General features: G+C 45.4%; 20 protein-coding genes. 9 read left to right on the top strand and 11 right to left on the bottom strand.

The window, feature by feature from the left end:
- Nucleotides 1–18: 18 nt before the first annotated feature.
- The 6 genes from RTN07_RS06550 to hemW form a co-directional block, all read right to left on the bottom strand.
- Nucleotides 19–843: a PulJ/GspJ family protein gene (locus tag RTN07_RS06550; protein WP_312176742.1), complete on the bottom strand. Its 825-nt coding sequence runs from the start codon at nt 841–843 to the stop codon at nt 19–21.
- Nucleotides 840–1,262 (bottom strand): type II secretion system minor pseudopilin GspI, encoded by a 423-nt coding sequence (gene gspI, locus RTN07_RS06545; protein ID WP_312176739.1) that lies wholly within the window; start codon nt 1,260–1,262, stop codon nt 840–842. Before gspI ends, RTN07_RS06550 begins: the two co-directional genes overlap by 4 nt.
- Entirely contained in the window at nt 1,259–1,921 is a 663-nt protein-coding gene (locus tag RTN07_RS06540; protein WP_312176736.1) for a type II secretion system protein, read from the bottom strand. Before RTN07_RS06540 ends, gspI begins: the two co-directional genes overlap by 4 nt.
- 97 nt (nt 1,922–2,018) lie before the next feature.
- Nucleotides 2,019–2,720: a TetR/AcrR family transcriptional regulator gene (locus tag RTN07_RS06535; protein ID WP_312176733.1), complete on the bottom strand. Its 702-nt coding sequence runs from the start codon at nt 2,718–2,720 to the stop codon at nt 2,019–2,021.
- Between the two features lie 272 nt (nt 2,721–2,992).
- Entirely contained in the window at nt 2,993–3,778 is a 786-nt protein-coding gene (locus RTN07_RS06530; RefSeq protein WP_312176731.1) for a TatD family hydrolase, read from the bottom strand.
- A gap of 77 nt (nt 3,779–3,855) precedes the next feature.
- A complete protein-coding gene (gene hemW, locus RTN07_RS06525) occupies nt 3,856–5,004 on the bottom strand; it encodes a radical SAM family heme chaperone HemW (protein WP_312176729.1) in 1,149 nt (382 codons plus the stop codon).
- A gap of 197 nt (nt 5,005–5,201) precedes the next feature.
- Here hemW and RTN07_RS06520 point away from each other — a divergent pair, with 197 nt between their 5' ends.
- Both RTN07_RS06520 and RTN07_RS06515 read left to right on the top strand, forming a co-directional pair.
- Complete coding sequence (locus tag RTN07_RS06520; RefSeq protein ID WP_312176727.1) at nt 5,202–6,257, top strand: hypothetical protein; 1,056 nt, start codon at nt 5,202–5,204, stop codon at nt 6,255–6,257.
- A gap of 206 nt (nt 6,258–6,463) precedes the next feature.
- Complete coding sequence (locus RTN07_RS06515) at nt 6,464–7,834, top strand: MATE family efflux transporter (protein ID WP_312176724.1); 1,371 nt, start codon at nt 6,464–6,466, stop codon at nt 7,832–7,834.
- A gap of 204 nt (nt 7,835–8,038) precedes the next feature.
- Here the strand turns inward: RTN07_RS06515 and cysK are convergent, their stop codons facing one another.
- Nucleotides 8,039–9,055, bottom strand: coding sequence for a cysteine synthase A (gene cysK / locus RTN07_RS06510; protein WP_312176721.1), 1,017 nt, complete (start codon nt 9,053–9,055; stop codon nt 8,039–8,041).
- Nucleotides 9,056–9,254: 199 nt separating this feature from the next.
- Nucleotides 9,255–10,154, bottom strand: coding sequence for a LysR family transcriptional regulator (locus RTN07_RS06505; protein WP_312176719.1), 900 nt, complete (start codon nt 10,152–10,154; stop codon nt 9,255–9,257).
- A gap of 185 nt (nt 10,155–10,339) precedes the next feature.
- On the opposite strand from RTN07_RS06505, the gene RTN07_RS06500 reads away from it, so the two are divergent.
- From RTN07_RS06500 to purB, 7 genes are all read left to right on the top strand, one after another.
- Nucleotides 10,340–10,816 (top strand): CidA/LrgA family protein, encoded by a 477-nt coding sequence (locus RTN07_RS06500; protein WP_312176717.1) that lies wholly within the window; start codon nt 10,340–10,342, stop codon nt 10,814–10,816.
- 44 nt (nt 10,817–10,860) lie between these two features.
- Nucleotides 10,861–11,550, top strand: coding sequence for an LrgB family protein (locus RTN07_RS06495; protein WP_007115736.1), 690 nt, complete (start codon nt 10,861–10,863; stop codon nt 11,548–11,550).
- Between the two features lie 171 nt (nt 11,551–11,721).
- The gene (gene dapD / locus RTN07_RS06490; protein WP_312176715.1) at nt 11,722–12,543 is read left to right on the top strand and encodes a 2,3,4,5-tetrahydropyridine-2,6-dicarboxylate N-succinyltransferase; all 822 of its coding nucleotides are present in this window, start codon (nt 11,722–11,724) and stop codon (nt 12,541–12,543) included.
- A 103-nt stretch (nt 12,544–12,646) separates the two neighbouring features.
- On the top strand, nt 12,647–13,042 hold the full coding sequence (locus RTN07_RS06485; protein WP_312176712.1) for a carboxymuconolactone decarboxylase family protein: 396 nt from the start codon (nt 12,647–12,649) through the stop codon (nt 13,040–13,042).
- Nucleotides 13,043–13,114: 72 nt separating this feature from the next.
- Nucleotides 13,115–13,837 (top strand): 7-carboxy-7-deazaguanine synthase QueE, encoded by a 723-nt coding sequence (queE, locus tag RTN07_RS06480; protein ID WP_095356002.1) that lies wholly within the window; start codon nt 13,115–13,117, stop codon nt 13,835–13,837.
- A 73-nt stretch (nt 13,838–13,910) separates the two neighbouring features.
- A complete protein-coding gene (locus RTN07_RS06475) occupies nt 13,911–14,921 on the top strand; it encodes a multidrug resistance efflux transporter family protein (protein ID WP_312176708.1) in 1,011 nt (336 codons plus the stop codon).
- Between the two features lie 80 nt (nt 14,922–15,001).
- The gene (purB, locus tag RTN07_RS06470; protein ID WP_309593803.1) at nt 15,002–16,384 is read left to right on the top strand and encodes an adenylosuccinate lyase; all 1,383 of its coding nucleotides are present in this window, start codon (nt 15,002–15,004) and stop codon (nt 16,382–16,384) included.
- 121 nt (nt 16,385–16,505) lie between these two features.
- Here purB and nfsA read toward each other — a convergent pair whose 3' ends face one another.
- From nfsA to RTN07_RS06455, 3 genes are all read right to left on the bottom strand, one after another.
- Complete coding sequence (gene nfsA, locus RTN07_RS06465; protein WP_312176705.1) at nt 16,506–17,282, bottom strand: oxygen-insensitive NADPH nitroreductase; 777 nt, start codon at nt 17,280–17,282, stop codon at nt 16,506–16,508.
- Nucleotides 17,283–17,352: 70 nt separating this feature from the next.
- The gene (locus RTN07_RS06460; RefSeq protein WP_312176701.1) at nt 17,353–18,216 is read right to left on the bottom strand and encodes an HpcH/HpaI aldolase/citrate lyase family protein; all 864 of its coding nucleotides are present in this window, start codon (nt 18,214–18,216) and stop codon (nt 17,353–17,355) included.
- Between the two features lie 123 nt (nt 18,217–18,339).
- Entirely contained in the window at nt 18,340–19,695 is a 1,356-nt protein-coding gene (locus tag RTN07_RS06455; RefSeq protein ID WP_312176698.1) for a solute carrier family 23 protein, read from the bottom strand.
- Between the last annotated feature and the right edge of the window lie 31 nt (nt 19,696–19,726).

The raw sequence follows: 19,726 nt of genomic DNA, 5'->3' as shown, positions 1-19,726 counted from the left end.
TGCTAAAATTTGATTGAATTATGGGTTCGGTGCGTTTGGCGGTGTGTTTGGTAACGCAAATCGCCAAGTAATCGGCTCGCCTTGATAACTAAAATTAAGCTCGATGCCGCGTGGTAACTGCTGATAAGGCGTCAAATCTATCCTGTTTTGCAAATTGCCATTTTGATCTGTTACGTTATCAGTCGGGTTGGGAATCGGATTGGTTGAAGCATTGGCTGTTTGATTGGTCTTTTTTTGCGCTTGTATTTGCTGTACCTTTTGCAGCGTGGCTTCATCTGGAAACACACTCACCGCGTCAGGCGTCAATGCTCGCCAGCTGGCATCCTTGATACCTGTCAATAACACACTGGTTGCAGGGGTTTCGTTGTTGTCGTCTAACTGGTAAAAACGCCGTTTTGTCAGCGTTTTCCCTGCGACCGAATATTGTATTTTTGCTAGCATAGGTGACGGCTGATAACGCGGATCGGGCGCGGCAAAACGGATAAAACTTATTTGTGACGCATTTAATACAAAGGTTGGCGTCATAGCGGCACTATTGACCGATGCCGTATTATTAGCATTGGCATAGGCAGTCGCTGACAGGATTGGCACCGCCACATAATTGCTGGTTTGTGCCAAATCTTGTGACAGCTGTAAATAAGCATAATCGAGTTGTGATAATGATTTTTGATGTTGGTAGCCGCGCTCGCGACTTTTGGTCAGACTATCCATAATCTGCCATCCCGCCAATGCCAGCATCGCAAAAATCACCAATGCAATCATCAGTTCGATTAAGGTAAAGCCTTGCTGGGATGTTTTATGCGGTGCTATTGCAGCAGAGGAATAAATAAAAAAAGGGGTCACGGCGTTGTCCCCATATCCTTTACCAGTACTGCATCAATATCCACCACGTCTTTTTTTGCGCTGCCATCGACAATAGGTGCCACGCGAATATGAATGGGTTGGACAAAGCCTTGACTGGTTTGTGTGGTTTGCGGTGAGATAACCACTTGCCATTGACGACCTTGCGAGGTGATTTGCCGCGTATCGGACGCGGTGAGCCAAGTTTTTTGTACGCGTAATTCTGCCAGCGTGTTTTGCGCCACATAATAGCCAAAGGTTCGTGTTTTCATGTTATCCACAGATTGCACATAACTGCGACTGGCTTGGCTGGCTGATATCGCAACCACCGCCAAAATCGCTAACGCCACCATGACTTCAAGTAACGTAAATCCTTGCTGATGCTGTCTTGTAGCCAGTCTATTTGAGGTAGCCACAGTCATTTTGCCACCTCGATTGCCCCAGCTTGGTTGACGATGATGGGATTGCCAACCACAAAAGTTTGTTTGTCGGCATTGGTTTTTTGGATGCTGATTTGCACGGGTGTCGCCTCACCTGTCCCAAACCACACCACAGGCGGTGCTTCGCTGCCGCTCAACCAGTTGGCGGCAGGTTGGGTACTTTGGGCAGCGGTGGTGTTAAATGGATTATCCAGTGGGCGGATTTTGACGTCAAGGTTGTTTGGCACATCCAGCGGTGGGATTTGTTTTTCTATCACCCATTGTGGTGGCGTAGGTTGTGAGGTTGTTGCGGCATTGGCATTGCGAACAGCACTTTGAGAATAGGTAAAGGCGTTTTCTAATTTAACCACCACCAGCTGATTGGGCGCGTCATTTTGCGGCAGTTTGATTGCCAACCCATAAGGCTGCATGCGTTCTGTTGATAACAAGCGTACATAATTAAGATTACTGGTCAGACGCTCATAAAACGCCGTGTTTCTACGATTTTCACTACCGCCAACCGATAGGCTCATCATCCCAGCAAAAACAGATAAAATGACGATGACCACCATGATTTCGATTAAGGTAAAACCTTGTTGCCCACCCATCGCACTGGGTGCGGGCGTGAAAGTTTTACAAGACCGACCAAATAGCAATCGCATCGTCATGCACTCAGACAAAACAGGGATAGTTTATAAAGCTTAACCGGGGGTGATGATAGTTAACTAGTATTCTTTGACATTTACTATTTGACATTTATTATTTGACATTGCGCGGCGTCAAGTTTGATTCAGTCTGCAAATTTGCCGTATGAGTAGCAGCGCTGGGCAGGTTTGCCCCAGTAGTCGCATCGACTGATTGTAGCGCAGCAGGGTATTGCTTGGGAATGTCTAAAATATGCTGAACCAAGGCAAAACGTAAAGTATCGCGGCGACCAAGATAACGTTGGTAGAAACTAGAATTCAGCAGTCCTGCACCGCCTTGACCCATCGCCCAAATGGTTGACAGATAGTCTCGGGTACTCATGGTACTGTGTAGCGATTGCAGGTATTCAGCCGTGGTATTGATTAATCGCTTCATGCGTTCACGGCGAATTTCATACAACTGCGAAAAAAGCTTATTAAGCCCTACGGCAGAATTAGCTAAGCGCTCTTCGATTTGGTTGAGTAATATGGCTTTTTGCGGATTGATCAATTGAAACAGCGTAAGACGTGCCACACCTGCGGCAGGAGAATCGCCGACTTCGCTTAGCGCAAGTAGTTGTTGCTCATGACGGATAATGATGCGTAAAAACAATTCATCTTTGCTGGTAAAGTGCTTGTATAGCGTACCTTTGGCTAAGTCTAGCTGCTCGGCTAAACTATCTAGGGTGATATCACCTTCCCCAGACTCTAATAGCAACTGCTCGGCAACTGCCAATATGACTTCTTCACGATTTTTGAATTGTTGTTGACGACTCATTGATTACTCCATCAGTCTGTTCTAGTAGCCCCTATTGTTGACGAGACCCGTTACATCAACCCATCTACGCACAACTGTTAAATGATAAAAAAATGCTTGCATAATAACCTAGCTTACTAACCTCGCATAGTAACCTAGCTTACTAATCTCGCTTAGTAACATAGGAGCAAGGTTGTTACGTATAATACATGACTGATGAGTCATTGCCAAATGTTTTATCACATAAATTTTATTACTTACTTAATAAATTATAAAGATTTCGTTAACTATATTTAAGCGTACTGATGTAATAATGCGTCAAAATTTTGATGAGTTAAGTGAGCGAACTCATCCACTGGCATGCCATAATGCTTGGCGAGAAAATCCGCCACATAGGGTACAAAAGCAGGCTCGTTAGATTTACCGCGTTTGGGCACTGGCGCGAGATATGGGCTGTCAGTTTCAATCAAAATGCGATCTTTAGGCAGTTTTTTCGCCACTGCTTGTAATTCAGTGGCGTTTTTAAAGGTCACAATCCCTGATAAAGAAATATAAAAACCCAAGTCTAAGGCTTTTTTGGCGGTCTCATAATCTTCCGTAAAGCAATGAATAATGCCATGCTCGGCTTTTTCTGCTTTTAATAAATCCAATGTATCGTGTTTCGCCTCACGGGTATGGACGATAATGGGTTTTTTCAGGTGCTGGCTGGCATGGATATGGCGGGCAAAGCTTGCTTTTTGTTCTATGCTATTTTCTGTTGACCAATAATAATCTAGCCCCGTCTCACCAATCGCCCAAACATGCGGCTGATTTGCCATTTCAACGAGTGTCTCAACCGTTGCACTCTTTAGCATCGCAATGTCTTCGCAGGGATGCACGCCCACACTCATCCCCAACGTTAGCCCGTCAATTTTCGTATTGATAGTCTCATAAATAGTATCGTATTCATCCAGCTCACACATAATCGCCATAATCCGCTGCACATTGGCATCCTTGGCGGCTTGTAAGGCTTGACGGATATCACCTTGATATTTTTCTAAGTCCAAACGGTTTAGATGCGCATGGGTATCGGTAAACATATCACTCTCTTTTTTAATTGATTGACGCTTAAATAAGGCTGCGGCGCATAAATTCAATCAAATGCACCGTCAAAGCGTTAATCATCGGGTAAAAATTCTTGCAGCACTTGGTTTAAAAATAAAAATCCTTGCGCGGTGCAGTGGATATGATCACCGCTTAACTCAACCAAACCACGATTATGTAGTTTTATCAATTGAGGCTCAATGACTGACCATGCCAAGCCTGTTCTCTGTGTCCAAAACTGTTTGGGCACGCCATTTTTTAGCCGCAGCCCATTCATCATAAATTCAAACGGTAAATCAGACGGCTCGATGGCTTGCCAACCTACCGCCGACTGATTAATCCTATAATCTTTTGGCAAACGGGATTTGCTAAACCGGTAAATGCCATCAGGCTGCGTGACTTTACCATGCGCGCCTGCCCCAATCGCCAAATAATCACCAAACTGCCAATAATTGAGATTATGCTGACTGGGCTGAAAATCCGCCTGCCTTGACCATGCGGACACTTCATATTGCACAAACCCATTGGCTTTCAAAAGCTGAGCGCCTTGCTCAAAAATGTCCACCAATATCTCGTCATCGGGCAAAATCGGCGTATTGCGATAAAACACGGTATTAGGCTCAATGGTGAGCTGATACCACGAAATATGCGAAATGCCCAAATCAATCGCTTGCTGCAAATCGCTCAGGGCGTTTGTCAGTGTTTGGTTGGGCAAGCCATGCATTAAGTCGACATTTAACTTTTTAAACCCTGCTTGCTGGGCATTGGCAATAGCTAAAAGCGCTTGCTGCGGGTTATGAATCCGCCCCAAGGCGGCAAGTTTTTGGGTTTGAAAACTTTGCACACCGAGCGACAACCGATTGATACCGACCGCTAAATACTCATGAAATGGCGCATGCTCCACAGTGGCAGGATTGGCTTCCATGGTGATTTCACAGTCGTGCGTCAGTGTTAACTGAGCATTGATACCGGCAAAAAGCTGCTGATATTGCGCAATCGGCAGTAGCGATGGCGTGCCGCCCCCAATAAAAATGGTGGAAATCTTGCGCCCTTGTACAAAGCTTAGCTGGGTTTTTAAATCGTCTAATAAAGCATCGACATAGCCTACAAAATCAATCGGTGTACGGCTTTCATGTGAATTAAAATCACAATACGGGCATTTTTTAACACACCAAGGAATATGGATATAAAGCGATAAAGGGATAAGGTTTGGATTTGGCATTAATCAGTAACTAATTCATTTGATTGATAATTTAACACGCTATAGCCAATAGTTTTTTGATGATAATCGCTACTATTTGGCTATACTTTAAAAAATAACAATGGTAGCATAGCCCAAACTTTTATTTTGATTTTATTTAATAATTTATCGCTATTTGTTATTGCTATTTCATCTATTATCAAGGAAGGATTGTCATCATGTCATATACCCAAGTGCCTTATAAAAAAGCACCTTGTAAAAAAGCGTCTTATAAAATAGGCATGCTAACTGCGCTCACCATTGCCCTATCTGCGTGTGGTGGCTCAGGTAGTGAGACTGTCGACAATGCCCTAAACGATGCCAATGATAGTTATAAAAACATTGCAACGGATGTGCGCGCCGCCTACAAAAAAGTCGAGGATAAATTAACCAATAAAGAAAAAAGCATGGCAGAAATTTTACAAAGTATCTTTTTGCCTGAAGATAGCTTAGATAATTTTTTGGACAAAATCACCCCAGAAGGCGGTAAAGGGGGATTGTATGTTGGCTATTTTGTAGAAGACAACGACAACGAGCCCAATGATAGCGACCTGGGTGTGGTGTATTTTGATATTGGCAATAATTATGCCGCCTCGGTATATGGTCAAATGAGCTATCAACAAAAAACTTGCCAAGACCCAAACACCTTAACCACAGAAAAAATTTCTATTAAAACTGACCAAAAGATGGGTGGTGTGCTGTCTGGCACACTCGACCCAGCAGCAAAATTTGATCATACGGTTCTTAAATTTTTACAGTTTGACGAATTAAAAACCTCTGTGGCGGGCATGCCATTTAATGGCGATTATGATAGCAAGCGCGATTATTGGGATGGTCAATATAGTTATCAGGTGGGTGTCGATTTTGGCAGAGAATTATCTGACAATAAAGACGGCTGTGATGTCAACTATACCTTAGGCGGCGATGGCGATTTTAAAGTATTGCCACTTACTGCTAGTGTCGGCAATTTAGGCGTTAATCTCACGGGGACAGGTAGTACCCTAAACCTCAATTGGACTGCGCCTGCCAACACCGCTCGCACCCTTGTCACCCAAATCAACTTGGATAAAGCCACTGACCGCGGTATGGGTTTTGTACGTACTAATCAATTAACCTACGGCACTACTTTTACACCGTTTGTGGATGCCACCAAAGCCAATTACGCGTTTGTGGTACAAACCTTTGATGCGACCAATAAACTGACAGGCTATCAAGCCATGATTAAAGCGCTTTAAAAGCTACTGTTGAACAAAGCCTTTATCAAATTGTGGCAATATTTGATAAAGGCTTGTTTGTTTATATCACCACAATCAAACGCTAATTTTTTTTGACCTTTAGTTTGTTGGCCTGTTAAACAATAAATTAAACAATAAAAAATCATGCCGAAAAATCTGTTAAACTGCCGCCTTTATTGAATTTTCAACGAATATTTGGTCATTACATGCTGTCAGCTATTGCTCGTCAAGACTTAAAACAATTATTTGTCTTGACCTTACCTATTTTAATCACCCAGATTTGCCAGTCAGGACTCGCCTTGGTCGATACCTTACTCGCTGGGCAAGTCTCCGCGCTAGATTTATCGGGCGTGGCAATCGGCGCAGGTATTTGGATGCCCACGTTTTTGCTGGCGGTTGGTATTTTGCTTGCCACCACGCCATTGATTGGGGAAGCGATTGGTCAGCAGCAACTGCAAAAAGTGCCGTTTATCACCCAACAATCGCTTTGGCTGGCGCTTATCATCGGTATTATAGGGTTTGTGGCGGTCAATCAGCTGCATTATTTGTTTGATTGGATGAAGGTACCGAAGGATATTCAGCATATCGCCCAAAAATTCTTGTTTGGTATCTCTTTTGGGTTTCCTGCGGTCTGTCTATATACCTCGCTGCGCTGCTACACCGAAAGCTTAAAACATCCCACCGTGGTCATGGTGATTAGCCTCATTGGTTTGATTTTAAATGTGCCGCTCAGCTATGCGTTTATTCATGGCGTTACCCTCGGTGAAACTGCGCTGATTCCTGCCATGGGCGGTGCGGGCTGTGGTTTTGCCTCTGGGATTGCGTTATGGATAAATTTATTGATGCTGGTAAGCTATTTGACTTTAAGCCCCCAGTCAGATTTTGCCAATCAACGGTTTTTTGCCAATTTTGCCGGTATGGATTTTGCTCAGTTGCGTCAGCAATTATCGATTGGTATTCCCATTGGCATGTCGATTTTTTTTGAAGTGAGCGCGTTTAGTCTAGCTTCCATTATCATCAGCCCACTGGGTGAAATCGCGGTGGCAAGCCATCAGGTAGCGTTGACGATTTCATCGCAGTTATTTATGTTTCCGTTTTCAGTGGCGATGGCGCTCACCATCATGGTGTCAAACCGCTATGGCGCCAAAGATTACCGAGAGCTTAAACGTATTAAGCTCATCGGCATTGCCGTAGCCACGTCATTTGCGGTGATTAGCATGTTGTTAACTGCCATTTTTCGGCAAACGCTGCCAACTTTCTTTAGTGAAAATCCCCAAGTGATTCAGCAAGCCGCGCTGTTGTTATGGTTTGCCACCGTGTATCAGTTGTTTGATGCTTGGCAGGTCAATTTTGCGGGGATTTTGCGCGGTATGCAAGATACCACAGTGCCGATGTTTATCACCTTGTTTTGCTATTGGGTGGTGGCGATTCCGCTGGGTACTTATTTGGTGCGCCATACCGATATGGGGGCTAAAGGATTTTGGATCGCGCTGGTTGCAGCGCTGGGATTGGCGTCACTGCTGTTAGGGACGCGTTTATTACGTCAGCAAAAACGCTTAAAAATGGCTTGGCTATAAAAATAAGTCGGTAATAAAAACGACTTGAAAAAAATGAGTGGCAATGATTAGTAAATTCGCTTAGGTTATTTATTGTGGGTTATGGTTCATGGGTTGATGACAATATTTGGGATATTCAACCAATGATTTTTATAGCGATTTTAAATTAAAAATAAAGTAAAAAAGGGCGAACTAACGCCCTTTTTTATCGTTCATAAAGGTTTGTTAATTAAAGTTTTCGCCAGTGAAGATACCATCAAATAGCACACTGGTTAAATAACGCTCACCACTGTCTGGCAAAATAACCACAATGGTTTTGCCTTGCATCTCAGGGCGGCTTGCTAGTTGATACGTCGCCTGCAGCGCTGCACCGCAAGAGATACCACATAAAATACCTTCTTGGGTCATCGCCCTTCTTGCCCATGCAATCGCATCATCGCCAGTTACTGTGATGACTTCATCAAGCAAATCAAGCGCAAGATTTTTTGGGATAAAGTTGGCGCCAATCCCTTGGATTTTATGGGGGCCTGGGGTGATGGGCTTGCCTTCACGCGTCTGGGTAATAATCGGTGATTCCGCAGGCTCAACCGCGACGGTATAAAGCGGCTGATGTTTGATTTGTTTAAAATAACGGGCGATACCTGAAATCGTCCCGCCTGTACCCACGCCTGCCACTAGCGCATCGACCTTACCCGCTGTGGCATTAAAAATCTCAGGTGCGGTGGTTTTGACATGGGTGTCTGGGTTGGCAGGGTTATCAAACTGTTGCGGCAAAAAGTATTCGCCAGGATGGTTATCATGGATTTCTTGCGCAGCTTCCACCGCGCCTTTCATACCTAGCGAAGGCTCAGTGAGCACCAAGTGTGCGCCCAAGGCGGCCAGCACTTTACGGCGCTCCATACTCATCGAGGCTGGCATGGTCAGCGTGATTTTATACCCTTTGGCTGCTGCCACAAACGCCAGCGCAATCCCCGTGTTACCGCTGGTCGGCTCGATGATTTGCATACCTGGCTTTAATAACCCTGCTTGCTCGGCGGCTTGCACCATGCCCGCACCGATTCGGCATTTGACCGAAAACGCTGGGTTACGGCTTTCGATTTTGGCAAGCACGGTCACCCCCTGTGGCATGATATGATTAAGACGTACCAGCGGCGTGTTACCAATAGCATCGGCATTGTTGGCATATACCGCTGTGCCAAGGTTGGCGGGTGCGGTGTAGTGATCATTAGGTTGTTGTAGCATAAGTATTCCCTTTTTTGTTAGATATTGTTGAATGATTTTACGGTAGTGATTTTGCGCTGTCTAACGCCATTTGGTAAATTCCATATATCAAAAAACATTAATACACGGGTCTATAATACAAGGCTATAACACAAAGCCGTAATACGGTGCTATAAGAAAATTTATCAAATATTTATAGCCTGTTGATTAAACTTTCCCATTAAATTTTATTATTAGCTTGGCGCTGTACTACGTTTAACCAAGCTTGCATCGCTGGGGTCAGTGGTCGGTGTTTTCGCCATGCCATCACCATTTGCCAAGTCAAATTGGGCTGGACGAGCGGCAGGCAAACCAGCTGTTTGTCATCGAGTTTATCAGTGTAATATTTGGGCAGTAGCGTCACCCCCATGTTTTTTTTCAACAATGTCGTCAGTAGTTGCCATTGGTTGGTGTGGCAAACGATATCGGGTTCAAAGCCGAGTTTTTGGCATTCTTCGACAATCATTGAGGTAAATGACGAATGGGACGCAAACAACATCAACGACGCATTTTTTAAGGATTTTAAAGTCACTTGTTTGATGGTATGGCCCATATGCTGCCGGTGTGCCACCATCATAATGGGATAATCGCATACTGGGATACAATCAAAGTCTTCTTCAATCGGTTGCATCAAAGTACACACATCAAGCGTATCATCGAGCAAGGCTTGTTTTAACGACTCTGCGCCATCTTCTAGCAACGACAGCTCAATATGGCGATGGGTTTGATAAAACTCAAAAATCGCATCGCTCAACAACTCACCCCCGAGCGGTGACAACCCCAGCCGCAGCTGCCCGCGGTCCATGTGCTGATATTGCGTCACCGTCTGCTCAAGGTAGCCGACATGTTGCAGCACCGTCTGCGCCTGCTCATATACCAATGCACCAATTTCGGTCAGCGCAATATCCCGCTTGCGGCTCATCAGTTGCTTATCAAAGAGCGCCACGCCCAGCGTATCTTCCAAATTAGAAATGGCTTTGGTGACGGTTGGCTGCGTCAAACTCAAGGTATCGGCAGCATGAGAAAATCCGCCGGTTTTCACCACCGTGATAAAGCATTGAAGTTGTTTTAAGGTCATCATGTTTTTGCACTGCCCAAAATAGCTTTATAGTGTTATAGCTTTGTTTTTTAGCTTTATAATTTTATAGTTTTGTAGCTTTATAGATTTTACGCATAATTTTAAAAATATTATTCATATTTTTTGTTAATGGGTTTTTTATACTAGATACCTTAATTATTGATGACTTTTTTACCATGAAACGCGCTATGAATCTTCCAACCTTTCAGCAGCTATTACCCCATAAACTGGTGCCCCATAAACTGTTACCCAAAAAAATAGACCGTATGTTACAACAGCCACTGGTCAAAATTTTACTGCAAATCACCCTCATTGGTGTGGTATGGGGCTTAGCTGACATCCTCAAAAAATTATTCAACCTCCCTATGTCATCTGGCATTGTGGGGCTGTTTTTGATGCTGGGATTACTATTGACTGGGGTCATTAAACTCGACTGGGTCAATGTCGGCGCGAAGTTTATCTTGGGCGAGTTGGTGCTGTTATTTATTCCGCTGATGATGTCGATTACCCAATATCAGCAGTTATTTTTTGCTAAAGGTTGGCAGTTGATGATTACCATTGTCGTGAGTACGGCATTGGTGATGCTGAGCTCTGCCATCACTTTTATGCTAGGCAATCGTGTTAAGCGCGCGTTGTATCGCCGCACGCACCATACACATCACTAATCAAACATATCACGAATCATTAATCATACCAATCGTAATTTACTATGAATATTATCTCTATCGGCTGTTTACTGTGGACTATCTTGGCGTATGTTTTAGCAAAGCGGGTCTATGCCCGTTTCCCAAAATTTTGGCTCAATCCTGCCATCACAGTGGCGACGGTAACGATTATTTTGATGATTGTGCTTGGGATTTCTTACCAAACCTATTTTGCCGATACCGCTTGGATTGTGGAGTTGTTGGGCCCTGCAACCGTGGCATTTGCCATACCGATTTATCAGTATCGTCAATTGATTTACCGCTATGCTGCCGTGCTTGCGGTGTCGATTGTGGTGGGCATGTTGGTGGGTATTGCTAGCATTATGGTGTTTGCTCGCGTGTTTAAATTTGATGCCACCCTCACCTACAGTTTGATGGCACGGTCAATTTCTACTCCATTTGCCATTGATTTGGCGCAGCAGATTCATGGTTCAGCGGCGCTCGTATCGCTATTTACTTTAATTACTGGGGTGGTCGGCATGGTGATTGGCGATATGGTACTGGCGTGGTCAAAAATTCGTTTCCATCTTGCCCACGGCGTGGCATTGGGTAATGCGTCACATGGTTTTGGTACCGCAAGAGCCAGTCAGCGCCATGAAAGCGAAGGCGTGATTGCCAGCCTGACGATGGTATTGGCAGGGTTATTTATGGTATTTTTTGGCCCTGCGCTGATTCATTTAATGACAGCTATTTAACCCATGCTTTTTTAAGCTATTTAACACATGCCTGTTAATACTTGCTGTGATTTTACAACGTCTCAAAGCTCTCTACTGATGAAAACTTGCCAAAATGACGTATTAATATTTGCCAAACAAAATAAAATTAGCGACAATGACCTACCTTTTTTTGGATTGTAGGAAAAAATTATGTCATTACAACAGATTATTGAAGATGCGTTTGAAAACCGTGCCAACTTCAACCCCAATGACGCCACCGACGATGTGCGTGCCGCCGTCAATGATGTGCTCGCTCAGCTCGATGCGGGCACCTTGCGCGTAGCAGAAAAAAAAGACGGTGAATGGATGGTCAACCAATGGGTCAAAAAAGCGGTATTATTATCCTTTCGTCTGAACGACAACCGCATCATGAATGGCGGTCGTGACCTGCAGTTCTTTGATAAAGTCGAAACCAAATTTTCAGATTGGGGCGATGAACAATTTGCCAAAGCGGGCGTGCGCGTGGTGCCACCTGCCGTCGCGCGTAAAGGCTCATACATTGCCAAAGGCGCTATCTTGATGCCATCTTACGTCAATATCGGCGCCTATGTCGATGAAGGCACGATGGTCGATACGTGGGCCACGGTGGGGTCATGCGCCCAAATCGGTAAAAACGTGCATCTATCGGGCGGTGTCGGCATTGGCGGCGTCCTTGAGCCGCTACAAGCCAACCCAACCATCATTGAAGACAACTGCTTTATCGGTGCGCGCTCAGAAATCGTTGAAGGTGTGATTGTTGAGGAAGGCTCGGTGATTTCGATGGGCGTGTATATCGGTCAATCAACCAAAATCCTAGACCGCGAAACAGGCGAAATCAGTTACGGCCGTATTCCTGCAGGGTCAGTGGTCGTGTCAGGCAGTTTGCCAAGCAAAGATGGCTCGCACTCGCTTTACTGTGCGGTAATCGTGAAAAAAGTAGACGCGCAAACCCGCTCTAAAACCTCCATTAATGACTTGCTCAGAATGGCCTAGATTTTTCGTCAAGATAACAGTAAATTATTTAAAGCAAATCAGCCATGGTTTGCTTTTTTTATAGCCTTCAGCAAATTTTATAGCCTTTATTAAAGGAAACAGTATGTCGTCACAACAAAACACCCCGTATGACAACGGCATTGCGGTACGCAAACAAGTCATGGGCGAAGCGCATGTGGAGCGCGCCATGTCACAAGTCACCGAATTTACTGCCCCACTGCAAGACTGGATTAATGAACACGCGTGGGGCTCGACGTGGCAACGTGACGGCAAAGGAATAGACCGCAAAACCCGCTCACTGGTGACCATTGCCTTTTTAATCGCGCAAAAATCCCCAACAGAACTAAAAGGGCATATTCGCGGGGCGATTAATAACGGCGCAAGCGTGGCAGAAATTCAAGAAGTGCTACTGCATAGTCTACCTTACTGCGGTGCGCCAGCGGCGCAAGAAGCCTATCGTGCTGCAGTGGACGTGTTAACCGAAATGAAATTGCTTTAACCGCTGAACACAAAGATTTATTGGCATAAATTTGATAAAATAAACGCTAATTTTTATTAGTTAATCACATTTATGCCAAATTCAACGCTACCCATCCGCAATACCGCCATTCCCACCACTGACCCCGAAGCAGGACTTAAAGTCACTGAGATTTTTTACTCGCTGCAAGGTGAAGCCTTGACCGCAGGATTACCGACGATTTTTATTCGCTTGACTGGCTGCCCGCTGCGCTGCGTGTATTGTGATACCGAATATGCCTTTGTCGGCGGCGAGCGCATGAGTTTGGCAGGGATTTTGGCAGTGTGTCAGAGTTTTCCGTGCCAGCGTATTTGTTTGACAGGCGGCGAACCTTTAGCCCAGCCCAATGCAATCGCTTTGATGAACTTGCTACTGGCGCATGGCTACGAGATTTCGCTTGAAACGTCGGGCGCGCTGTCCGTAGCAGAGGTGCCAACGGCAGTCTCTAAGGTCATGGATATCAAAACCCCAAGCTCTCAAGAAGCCGATAAAAATCTGTGGCAAAACCTCCCCTACTTAACTACCCATGACCAAATCAAATTTGTCATTATGAATCGCGACGATTATGACTGGTCAAAACAAATCCTAGCAGACTACCAACTGGATAAAAAAGTCGCAACGGTGTGGTTTTCTCCGATGTTTAATGTGGAAGAACGTCAAGCCAATGTACCCACCCTTGCCACTGACTTGGCAGAATGGATACTTGCCGACGCGCTGCCGGTGCGTTTTCAACTGCAACTGCATAAAATCATTTGGGCAGATGCCAAAGGCAAATAGCCGCTGTCAAATAGCTACTGCCAAATAGCCACTGTCAAATCGTTAGAACACAACTTAGGGAAATATCAAGCCAATGGGAAAAATGATTGTTTGGGGGCTGATTGCGTCGGCCTTTTTTAGCACGTCGTTTGTACTATATCAATTGATGAGTGTACAAGGCGGACATTGGTTTTGGTCAGCAAGTTTTCGCTGTTTTTTTATGTGGCTGTTGTTATCGGTTTTTATTTTGTTGCAAAACAAACTCAATCCGTCCAAGCTGATAGCGCTATGTAAACTATTTGCCAGTCATTGGCAGTTTTGGTGTGTGACGGGCGGTATTGGGCTTGGCACATATGGACTGCTGGCGTTTGCGGCGGATTATGCGCAAGGGTGGGTGCTTGCCGCGACCTATTTATTCACTGTGGTGGCAAGCTTGGTGGTACTGAGTTTTTTTGGGCAATCATTTCAAAAAAAAGTTATTGTCTATTCGGTGATTGTATTTATCGGTGTGGTACTTGCCAATGTGGGTGAAGGATTAAGGCATAGCACGAGCCAAGGCACTGATTGGCATGCTTTGTTGCTATTTGGTGCGCTGCCTGCCTTTATCGCCAGTTTTTGTTTTCCCTTAGGTAATCAATTGATTTGGCAAGCAGGACAACCCAAAGGGGACTCCACCCATCCTACTACTAATGAAATGAGCAAATTGGCAACGCGCAAATTGCTACAAAAAGTGCCGCAAGTAACTTCCCCACTGCTATCAAATCCCTTGCATAAAGTCTGGCTGATGTCGCTAGGGTCATTGCCGATGTGGTTGGTATTAGGCTTTCTGGTACAACCGCCCGCGCCCAGTGTCTCACAAATGACCATTAGTTTTTTGGTTGCCTTGATGGCAGGTGTGCTAGGTACGACCACTTTTTTACATGCCCGTAGTCTTGCCAAACAGCCTCAACAACTGGCCGCCGTCGATGCCACACAAGGCAGTGAAATTATTTTTGCGTTGTTAGGCGGTATGTTGCTGCTGCACACGCCCATGCCATCAGGCTTAAGTTTTGTGGGGATTGCGCTGGTGATTATTGGGCTTGGGCTGTTTGCCAAGCAACGCTAGCGGTAGTCCAGGTTGTGATAGTTTGCTATAATGCAGGCACTTTTATTTTAACCCTTTATTTAACCGATTAGGATTATTTGATGAATACTTTGACCGCTCTTTCACCTATTGATGGTCGCTATGCCAGTAAAGTGGATAGTTTACGTCCTTACCTGTCAGAATTTGGCTTGATTCATGCCCGTGTGACGGTGGAAGTACGCTGGTTGCAGACCCTTGCCAATCATGCAGATATTCATGAAATTCAGCCTTTTTCGGCAGCGACCAATGAGCGCCTAGACGCGATTGTAGCCAATTTTAGCGAAGCAGACGCGATGCGTATCAAAGACATCGAACGCACTACCAACCATGATGTCAAAGCCGTTGAATACTTTTTAAAAGAAAAAATTGCCGATATCGATGCGCTAAAAGACGCGGGTGAATTTATCCATTTTGCCTGTACCTCTGAAGACATCAATAACTTATCACACGCGTTGATGCTAAAATCCGGTCGCGACGTACTGGCGCAATCGATGCAAAAAATCATTGATGAGATTGCAGCCCTCGCCGAAACCCATGCCGACCAACCCATGCTGTCACGCACGCATGGGCAAACCGCGAGCCCAACGACTTTGGGTAAAGAAATGGCAAACGTGGCGTACCGCCTGCATCGCCAACTCAAGCAATTTAATAACGTAGAATTGCTAGGTAAAATCAATGGTGCAGTGGGTAACTACAACGCCCACCTGTCAGCCTATCCACAGATTGACTGGGCAAAAAATGCCGAGCACTTTGTCACTAGCCTTGGGTTGACCTTTAATCCGTATACCACCCAAATTGAGCCACACGACTATATCGCCGAATTGTTTGACGCGCTGCGCCGTTACAATACCATTTTGATTGATTTTAACCGCGATGTATGGACCTATATCTCCTTGGGTTATTTCAAACAAAAACTCAAAGATGGCGAAGTGGGCTCATCCACCATGCCACACAAAGTCAACCCAATCGACTTTGAAAACTCAGAAGGTAATCTAGGTATTGCTAATGCCGTGTTGGCGCATTTGGGTGAAAAACTGCCGATTTCTCGTATGCAGCGCGACTTGACCGACTCGACAGTCCTTCGCAATATGGGAGTGGGTTTTGCCCAAAGTTTGATTGCCTTTGACGCCTGCTTAAAAGGTATTGGCAAATTAGAGCTTAACGCCAATCGTCTCAATGAAGACTTGGACCTTGCCCAAGAAGTATTGGCAGAGCCGATCCAAACCGTGATGCGTCGCTACAATGTTGAAAAACCTTATGAGAAACTAAAAGCCTTGACCCGCGGTCAAGCCATGACTCGTGAGATGATGGTCAACTTCGTCAATGGTGATGAACTGTCAGCGGTGCCAGAAACTGAGCGTCAACGTTTGGCTGATTTGACCCCTGCCACTTATACAGGTAATGCAGCACAGCAAGCCAAAAACTTGAAAAATTTATTAAAATAAGACTTTTTCGCTCATCAAAAATCAAAAAGGACGCCTAGGCGTCCTTTTTTTACGTGACTTTTTTTTAAATCGAGTTTTTTACAGAATTTTTTTTAGGTGAGTTTGTTGATTAAACTTTGGGTTATTTTTTGGCATAGCCTTGTTGGTTAAGATAAGGCAGCACCTCGGGACGGACGGGTTTATCCAAATAACTTTCAATGGTTTGCACCCAATCTGACCCTGCTTGACCACGCGTCGTATAATAATCGGCAACGGTTTGGTTATACTGGTCTAATGCGGATTTGTCAGCGGGTTGATATTGGTTGGTGGAAACCACCAATGCCTTTGGCAAGCGTGGACGCATGGCAGGATTTTGGTCAGGATAACCCAATGCCATGCCAAATAGCGGCACCACGCCTTGTGGCAGTTTGAGTATGTCGCCCATCCGTCTGATATCATTGCGGATACTGCCCAAATACACACCACCCAATCCCATGCTCTCAGCCGCTAGTAGCAGATTTTGCGCCATAATGGCTGCATCAACCGCCCCAACAATGGTGACTTCAGTCCAATCAATTTGCGCATTGGGTACAAGGGTTTGGTGGCGGTGGTTGTCCATACAAAAAATTAGTAGCTCGGCACACTGCTCCACATAGGGATGACCGTATTTTTCTCCGTCTTTGGCTTGCTGGGCATCGGCGCAAATACGGCGTATGTCATAGCGCTGCGTTGCATCTGTCACCCGAATGATGCTTGCTGACTGCAAAAATCCCGATGATGAGCCTGCCATCCCCGCTTCGATAAGCTGCTCAAACGTCGCTGCATCTATTGGCTGATTGGTGAATTTGCGAATTGAACGATGATTGAGTATCGTCTCTAGGGTGGGTTTACTGTCGCTATGCTCACTATGTGTTGTCATAATTTACCTTGTTATGATTTGCCTTGTTATGGTTTGTGTTGTTATAAGTTGGGTTAGGGTTTGATTAGCCTTAGGGTTGGTATGTTTGAATCAGCTTTTGGGCTTGCACAATCACCGGCGTATCGACCATTTGTCCATCCATGGCAAATGCCGCAAGCCCTGTCTGTGCATAATGGTCAGCCACTTTTTTGGCAAAGGCAAGCTGTGCTTGGCTGGGTCTAGCCAGTGCATTGACAATAGCGACTTGGTTGGGATGAATACATAGCATCCCTGAAAAACCCAAATCGCGCCACCAATTAACGCGCTGGGTCAAACCGTCATCATCATTAAAAGGCGGGTACACGCATTCAATCGGTGGGGTGAGCGCATTGATAGCACTATGCAAGCTTAGCTGATAACGGATTTGGTTGGCAACCATCTGACCTGCCTCGCTGTCTGCGCGCACGCCCAATTTTTCACAGATATCCAAAAAGCCAAAACTGAGCGCAGTCAATCCTGCGGCAGCAGCGATGTCGGGAATATTTGCCATGCCTTTGGGTGTCTCAATCAAGGCAATCATGGGTTTGGCGAGCGCATGACGGACGCGGTCAACCTCTATGGCGTGCTCGACTTTGGGTAGCACTACCCCAATCACGTTGTTCATTGCAGACACTGGCAAAGATTTGAGCAAATCAATATCGCCCGCTTGGTGGTTGCTACTTGCGGCATTGATACGCACCCAAACAGGCTGGGCATCAGCGCCGCTTAGATAATTGACCATATTGTCACGCGATTGCATTTTGACACTATCACTGACTGCATCTTCTAAGTCAATTATCACCGTATCTGCGCCACGGGCAAAGGCTTTTTCCACCCGCTCAATATTGATGGCGGGTACAAACAAATAACTGGTTGCGCTCAATCCCTTGGGTTTTGCTACATTGTTTTCGCTCATGCGACATCCTTTTTCGTCCATTTTTGTTGAGATATTGCCCTTTTTAGCAAACGACTTATCAAACAGCTTATCAAACAGCTTATCAAACAACGCCGCCCTACCCAAAGTAAGGCGTTTTTTAGTTTATTTTAAAACCGTCAATTTGGCTTTTTCACTGCGGCTAAACAGTAAATTTAACACGATGGCGACCACTGTCGCTGTACCGATACCGCCCAAATTAAATTGTCCAATATGTAAGCTAAAATCCCCAGCGCCCATAATGACGGTCACTGCAGCAATGATTAAATTAGCATTTTTGCTAAAATCAATGTGATTATCGAGCCAAATTTTGACCCCTGCTACCGTGATAAGCCCGAACACCACGATCGAGGCACCGCCCAATAATGGCGCTGGGATGGTATGGATAAGCGCGCCAAATTTTGGTGACAGCCCCAGTAGCACAGCAATCAAGCCTGCCACCACAAAAACCGTGGTCGAGTATACTTTGGTCACTGCCATCACGCCGATATTTTCCGCATAGGTTGTCACGCCCGTACCGCCCATGCTCGATGACATCGCTGTACATAGACCATCAGCAAAAAAAGCCCGTCCCATATAGGGCGATACCGCTTGTCCTGTCATGGCTTCCACCGCTTTGATATGTCCTAAATTTTCGGCGATTAAAATAAAGGCAACCGGGGCAATCAAAATTATTGCGTTGATATCAAACGTTGGATGATAAAAATTCGGTAATCCAACCCAAGCTGCTTGGGCAACTGGGGTAAAATCAATCGGCTTGCCATACCCAAGCACATTGGTGAGCACAAAATATGCCATATACGCCAATAGCAATCCAATCAGTAGCAACAAACGACGTAGCATACCGCGGCTAAACACAGCGACCGCACTGATACACAGCACCGTCATCAACGCAACCCAACTATCAAACTGGTTGCCCGACACGCCTTTGATAGTCACTGGCGCCAAATTTAGCCCGATAATCATCACAATCGCACCGGTTACCACAGGCGGCATGAGTTTCTCAATCCAGCTAACCCCTGTTTTCATCACGAGTAATCCGACCATGGCATAAAAAATACCACAGACAAAAATACCACCAAGCGCCACGGATAAATTACCATTAAAGCCTGAGCCTGTATAAGCCGTCGCGGTAATCACGGGCGCGATAAACGCAAAACTTGACCCTAAATAACTGGGTACTCGCCCACCCGTCAAAAAGAAAAACAGCACCGTACTGAGCCCCGCCATCAAAATCGCAAGGTTAGCATCAAATCCCATCAATAACGGCGCAAGCACGGTTGCACCAAACATCGCAAACGCATGTTGCAGCCCAAGTAGCAAACTTTTGTCGGCAGGTAAATACTCGTGGATACGCACAGGATGATGATCTAAATGCCCATCGTAAGGCTGCCATTTTGGGAACCAGCCGCTATCATTGCCGGTATTTTGATGGGTTGGTCGTCTTTGCGAATTTGCCATAATTTTGCTCTCATCTGTCAACTGCGCGAAT

This window comes from Moraxella sp. CTOTU46934, from assembly GCF_031979465.1.
Taxonomy (GTDB): Bacteria; Pseudomonadota; Gammaproteobacteria; order Pseudomonadales; family Moraxellaceae; genus Faucicola; species Faucicola tetraodonis.
Note: the sequence above shows the minus strand (reverse complement) of the source record. Positions and strands in the feature narration are given on the sequence as shown.

Bases quoted from the DNA above. Each gene is read 5' to 3' on its own strand.
- purB (WP_309593803.1), top strand. From the start codon at position 15,002: ATGAATACTTTGACCGCTCTTTCACCTATTGATGGTCGCTATGCCAGT.
- RTN07_RS06505 (WP_312176719.1), bottom strand. From the start codon at position 10,154: ATGATGACCTTAAAACAACTTCAATGCTTTATCACGGTGGTGAAAACC.
- nfsA (WP_312176705.1), bottom strand. From the start codon at position 17,282: ATGACAACACATAGTGAGCATAGCGACAGTAAACCCACCCTAGAGACG.
- RTN07_RS06540 (WP_312176736.1), bottom strand. From the start codon at position 1,921: ATGCGATTGCTATTTGGTCGGTCTTGTAAAACTTTCACGCCCGCACCC.
- RTN07_RS06530 (WP_312176731.1), bottom strand. From the start codon at position 3,778: ATGTTTACCGATACCCATGCGCATCTAAACCGTTTGGACTTAGAAAAA.
- RTN07_RS06460 (WP_312176701.1), bottom strand. From the start codon at position 18,216: ATGAGCGAAAACAATGTAGCAAAACCCAAGGGATTGAGCGCAACCAGT.
- queE (WP_095356002.1), top strand. From the start codon at position 13,115: ATGCCAAATTCAACGCTACCCATCCGCAATACCGCCATTCCCACCACT.
- RTN07_RS06500 (WP_312176717.1), top strand. From the start codon at position 10,340: ATGAATCTTCCAACCTTTCAGCAGCTATTACCCCATAAACTGGTGCCC.
- RTN07_RS06520 (WP_312176727.1), top strand. From the start codon at position 5,202: ATGTCATATACCCAAGTGCCTTATAAAAAAGCACCTTGTAAAAAAGCG.
- RTN07_RS06475 (WP_312176708.1), top strand. From the start codon at position 13,911: ATGGGAAAAATGATTGTTTGGGGGCTGATTGCGTCGGCCTTTTTTAGC.
- RTN07_RS06495 (WP_007115736.1), top strand. From the start codon at position 10,861: ATGAATATTATCTCTATCGGCTGTTTACTGTGGACTATCTTGGCGTAT.
- cysK (WP_312176721.1), bottom strand. From the start codon at position 9,055: ATGCTACAACAACCTAATGATCACTACACCGCACCCGCCAACCTTGGC.
- RTN07_RS06455 (WP_312176698.1), bottom strand. From the start codon at position 19,695: ATGGCAAATTCGCAAAGACGACCAACCCATCAAAATACCGGCAATGAT.
- gspI (WP_312176739.1), bottom strand. From the start codon at position 1,262: ATGACTGTGGCTACCTCAAATAGACTGGCTACAAGACAGCATCAGCAA.
- dapD (WP_312176715.1), top strand. From the start codon at position 11,722: ATGTCATTACAACAGATTATTGAAGATGCGTTTGAAAACCGTGCCAAC.
- RTN07_RS06535 (WP_312176733.1), bottom strand. From the start codon at position 2,720: ATGAGTCGTCAACAACAATTCAAAAATCGTGAAGAAGTCATATTGGCA.
- hemW (WP_312176729.1), bottom strand. From the start codon at position 5,004: ATGCCAAATCCAAACCTTATCCCTTTATCGCTTTATATCCATATTCCT.
- RTN07_RS06485 (WP_312176712.1), top strand. From the start codon at position 12,647: ATGTCGTCACAACAAAACACCCCGTATGACAACGGCATTGCGGTACGC.
- RTN07_RS06515 (WP_312176724.1), top strand. From the start codon at position 6,464: ATGCTGTCAGCTATTGCTCGTCAAGACTTAAAACAATTATTTGTCTTG.